This window comes from Streptomyces sp. SAS_281, from assembly GCF_052542855.1.
Genome location: NZ_JBMNDO010000222.1, coordinates 1 through 4,682, shown reverse-complemented (window position 1 = coordinate 4,682; position 4,682 = coordinate 1). Strand labels below are relative to the sequence as shown.

2 protein-coding genes, 1 tRNA gene and 1 pseudogene are annotated in these 4,682 nt (G+C 71.9%); all 4 read right to left on the bottom strand.

Features of this window, described 5'->3' with window-relative positions; genetic code table 11:
- Positions 1-115 precede the first annotated feature (115 nt).
- The 4 genes and pseudogenes from ACN6LM_RS37555 to ACN6LM_RS37540 all read right to left on the bottom strand — a co-directional run bounded on the left by ACN6LM_RS37555 (position 116) and on the right by ACN6LM_RS37540 (position 4,587).
- Entirely contained in the window at positions 116-988 is an 873-nt protein-coding gene (locus ACN6LM_RS37555; RefSeq protein ID WP_445069906.1) for a Bax inhibitor-1/YccA family protein, read from the bottom strand.
- A 111-nt stretch (positions 989-1,099) separates the two neighbouring features.
- Complete coding sequence (locus ACN6LM_RS37550; protein WP_445069905.1) at positions 1,100-1,696, bottom strand: DinB family protein; 597 nt, start codon at positions 1,694-1,696, stop codon at positions 1,100-1,102.
- Between the two features lie 137 nt (positions 1,697-1,833).
- A tRNA-Leu gene (locus ACN6LM_RS37545) sits at positions 1,834-1,919 on the bottom strand.
- A gap of 257 nt (positions 1,920-2,176) precedes the next feature.
- Positions 2,177-4,587: pseudogene (locus ACN6LM_RS37540) on the bottom strand (beta-mannosidase).
- Between the last annotated feature and the right edge of the window lie 95 nt (positions 4,588-4,682).

Sequence of the window (4,682 nt, the reverse complement as noted above, 5' to 3'; positions counted from 1 at the left end):
CCCCCCCCCCCCCCCCCCCCCCCCCCCCCCCCCCCCCCCCCCCCCCCCCCCCCCCCCCCCCCCCCCCCCCCCCCCCCCCCCCCCCCCCCGTGCCGCTTCGGGTCCGCAGGGCCGGTCAGTCGTCGCCGCTGAGGATGGAGAGCAGGCGCAGCATCTCCAGGTAGATCCACACCAGGGTCATGGTGAGGCCGAAGGCGGCCAGCCAGGACTCCTCGCGCGGAGCGCCGTACGCGATGCCGTCCTCGACCTGCTTGAAGTCGAGGGCCAGGAAGCAGGCGCCCAGGATGATGCCGATGACGCCGAAGAGAATGCCGAGGCCACCGCTGCGGAAGCCGAGGCCGTCACCGCCGCCGAAGACGGCGAACAGCAGGTTGACGGCCATCAGGAGCAGGAAGCCCATGGCGGCGGCCATCACGAAGCCGTAGAAGCGGCGGGTGACGCGGATCCAGCGCATCTTGTACGCGAGCAGCACACCGGCGAAGACACACATGGTGCCCATCACCGCCTGCATCACGACGCCGGGCCCGATGTACGTGCTGACCGCACTGGAGATGACGCCGAGGAAGACACCCTCGAAGGCGGCGTACGCGAGGATCAGCGCCGGTACGGGCTTGCGCTTGAAGGACTGGACCATCGACAGCACGAACGCGATGAGCGCGGCGCCGATGGCGATGCCGTACGACTTGCCGAGGTTCGCCTCGTCCACCGGCAGCAGCGCCCAGGCGAGCGCGGCACCGAGCACGACCGTGCCCAGCGTCATCGCCGTGCGGGTGACGACGTCGTCGATCGTCATCGCGCCGGTACGGGCCGGTGCGGGGGCGCCCGTGGGGGCGTAGGGGTTCGTCGCGTACGGGTTCGGGGCGGTGCCCTGCGCGTACGGGTTGGCACCCGCTGCGGGGGCCCCGGCCTGCGGTGCCGCGTTGAAGCCCGCGTAACCGTTGTCGCGGCTGAAGCCCCGTCGCGAGAAGACCGGGTTGCTGCTCCTCATCTCACTCCTCCATGGCCACCCAGCGTGGCCTTCCCACAAGAGTAATGGGTAGGCAAAGCAATCGTCCTAGTGCCGAAGGAGGATCTTTCCCCGGGCACGGGCGGTGCGCGGTCACCCTGCGGTACGTCCGCCCGCCTCCCGGGCCGCGCCCTCCACCCGTTCCCGGTGGTGACGCCACCATGCCTCGTCACCGGGTGCCGTGTCCTCGCTCCCCCGCCGCAGCCCGGTGGCCCCGTCGATCAGCTCCCGGACGACGTCGGCGTGCCCGGCATGGCGCTGGGTCTCGGCGACGAGGTGGACGAGGACGCGGTGGAGCGACAGCTCGGGGCCGCCCTCCCCGGGGAGGACCCCCACCGCGTCGAGACCGAACGCCTCGACGGTCGCGTCGGAGTGCGCCCACACCCGCCGGTACTGCCCGGTGATCTCCTCGCGGGACTCGTCGGCCGTGGCCCACAGGTCGGCGTTCGGCTCGGCGTCCCCGGTGATCCACAGCGCCGGCGCGTCGACGGGCCGGCCGAAGGCGGTCCCGAGGTAGAACGCCTCGGCCCCGGCCGCATGCTTGACGAGCCCGAGCAGGTTGGTGCCGGTGGGGGTGAGGGGCCGCCGGATGTCGTACTCGGACAGCCCGTCGAGCTTCCAGAGGAAGGTGTCACGGGCGTCCTGGAGATAGAGCCGCAGGTCATGTTTGAACTGATCCGAATCGGTCACACGCCCAACCTGCCAGGAGGAGGCCCCGAACCCGATCAGGTTTCTCAGCCCGTGGACTCCCGCTGACCGGCGTCGCCGCTTCCATGGCCCGGGGCCGCCGGTTCCGGGTCCGTGATCGCTTGGGACCCCGTACGCGATGGTGCCCGGAACCGGACTCGAACCGGTACGCCCCCGAGGGGCAGCGAGGTTTAAGCTCGCCGTGTCTGCATTCCACCATCCGGGCTTGGCGCGGCTCCGCGTTGGCACATGACCCTATCCGGGGGGCTCGGCGCGATCTGCCGAACAGTGGCTCGATGTTGTCTTATTTATCGATCTCTTGAGTCCCCGTCAGCGCACGTCCGAGGCATACCCACATGCCCGGGCAAGATGGCGGCAGTGCAGGGGCGCCGGGCGAATTGACGGAAAGTCGCCGCACGGACACAGTCGATTCGCCAGGGGCGCGCCACCGATCGCCAGGGGCGCGCCACCTCGTGGCTGATTTTAGGTCGCGATCCGGTCGTTCACGCACCGCAGCACCGGGCGGGTCGCCAGTGCGGAGGGGTCCTCCAGCACCGCGCCCGTGACCCGGATCGTGGTGCTCTCTCCGGGGAGGAGCGTAACGAGCATGGTGTCGGCCTCGGCGTCCGGGTGGAGGCGGTCGGGGAAGAGGCAGAGGTCCCGGACAAGGGTCTCCGCCGTCACCTCGACGCGGTACGCGGGGGCCGGGGTGCCCTCCTCCTCCGTCACCGTCACCCCGTAGCGCGCCGGCGGCAGGGCCAGGCGCGTGTCCTCCTCGTGGAAGTGCAGGGTCCTGGTGTCGTCCAGGCGGGCGGACAGGAGTTCGCGGGCCGGGTCGGCGGGCGTCGCGAGCGAGGCGGGCAGCGGGACGCTCGTCGTGGTGCGGGGGGCCGTGGTCACCGGCAGGGCCTCCTCGGCCAGGACCGTGCCGTCCAGGGCGTGCCGGGTCAGGCGGAGGGTGCCCGCCCAGGGGGTCGCCGTGTCGTTGACCAGGTGGACGGAGCCGTCGCGGACGGCGATCAGGCGGTCCGCGTACACCGAACGCAGCGCGTGCCAGAGCGGCTTGCGGCGGCCGTCGCCGTCGACCGCCGACCAGGAGACGACCGGCCAGCAGTCGTTGAGCTGCCAGACGATCGCGCCCATGCAGTACGGGCGTGGGAGCGGAAGTGGCGGATGCCGAACGCGACGGCGCGGGCCTGGTTGAGCTGGGTGAGCCAGTGCCAGTCGTCGAAGTCGGTGCCGGGCTGCGGCAGGTGGTCCCCCAGCCCGCGCAGCAGCTTCGCGTCGCCGTCCTCGGCCTTCTGGTGGTGGGCCAGGAGCGGGGCGCCGGGGGCGAGCGGCCCGCTGACCGCGCGGCGGAGTGTGGCGTACGCGGGCGGCCCCTGGAAGCCGAACTCGGCGACGAAGCGCGGCACCCGGTCGGCGTACGCCCGGTAGTCGGCGCGGTTCCACACGTCCCAGATGTGGATCGTGCCCCGCTCGGGGTCCTGCGGATGGGCGTCGGGGCTGCCGGAGTACGGCGATCCCGGCCAGTACGGGCGTGTCGGGTCGGTCTCGGCGACGATCCCGGGCAGCAGCCGGTGGTAGTAGCCGTGGCCCCAGGTGCGGTCGCCGAGCTCCTTCCGCCAGCCCCAGTCGGCGTGTCCCTCCAGGTTCTCGTTGTTTCCGCACCACAGGACGAGGGAGGGGTGCGGGGCCAGACGCGTGACGTTCTCCCGCGCCTCGGCCGCCACCTCGTCCCACAGCGGCTGCTCCTCCGGGTACGCGGCGCAGGCGAACGGGAAGTCCTGCCAGACGAGCAGCCCCTTCTCGTCGCACAGTTCGTAGAAGTCGTCGCTCTCGTAGAGCCCGCCGCCCCACACCCGGACCAGGTTGACGTGGGCGGCGACGGCCTGGTCGAGGCGGTCGGAGAGCTGTCGCCTCGTCAGGCGGGACGGGAAGCAGTCCTCGGGGATCCAGTTCACCCCGCGCACGAAGACGGGCTCGCCGTTCACCGAGATCCGGAACGCCTCCTGTTCGAGGGTGACGGCCCGGAACCCCGTGCGGAGGCGGCGGACGTGGTCGCCGGCGCGGACCTCCACCTCGTACAGCGGCTGTTCGCCGTGGCTGTGCGGCCACCAGGGCTCGGCCTGCGGAACGGAGAGGCTGACCCGCACGCGGTGCTCGTCCTCGGAGAGGATGAAGAGAGACCCCGCGCCGACCACGCCGACCGAGCCCGAGACCGCTTCCAGGCCGTCGTGCTCGATCTCCAGCTCGGCGGTCAGGAACGGCACGCCCTCCGGGTCCAGGTCGGGCAGCAGTTTCACGGACGCGATGCGCGGACCACTCCACGTCTCCAGCGCGACCGGGCGCCAGATGCCGGAGGTGACCAGCGTCGGGCCCCAGTCCCAGCCGAAGTTGCAGGCCATCTTGCGGATGAAGGCGTACGGCTCCGTGTACGCCCCGGGGCGGTCGCCGAGGCGGTCGCGGAGCTCCTCGGCGTAGGTGTACGGCGCGGTGAACGTCACGTCGAGGGTGTTTCCGCCCTCGTTCAGCAACGCGTGTACGGGAAAGCGGTACGAGCGGTGCTGATTCGCCGTCCGGCCGATCTCCGTGCCGTTGAGCACCACCGTCGCGACCGTGTCGAGGCCGTCGAAGCACAGGGCGGCATGGTCGTGGCCGTCCGGCGTCCAGTCGAAGATGGTGCGGTACGTCCAGTCGGTGCGGCCGATCCAGCCGAGCCGGGTCTCGTTGTCGTCCAGGTACGGGTCCTCGATGAGCCCGGCGGCCAGTAGGTCCGTGTGGACGCAGCCGGGGACGGTGGCGGGAACGCCTCCTGTGGGGAGCCCGGAAGGCACGGGTCCGGCCGGGTGGAGCGTCCAGCCTTCGTGCAGGGGCAGGTGGCGAAGGGTCACGCGGGGGTCCTTCCGCAGTCGGGGAGCTGGGCGCAGGCGACGAAGTGGTCCGGCTCGGTCTCGTACAGGTCGGTGGGGGGGCCGCCCCCCCCCCC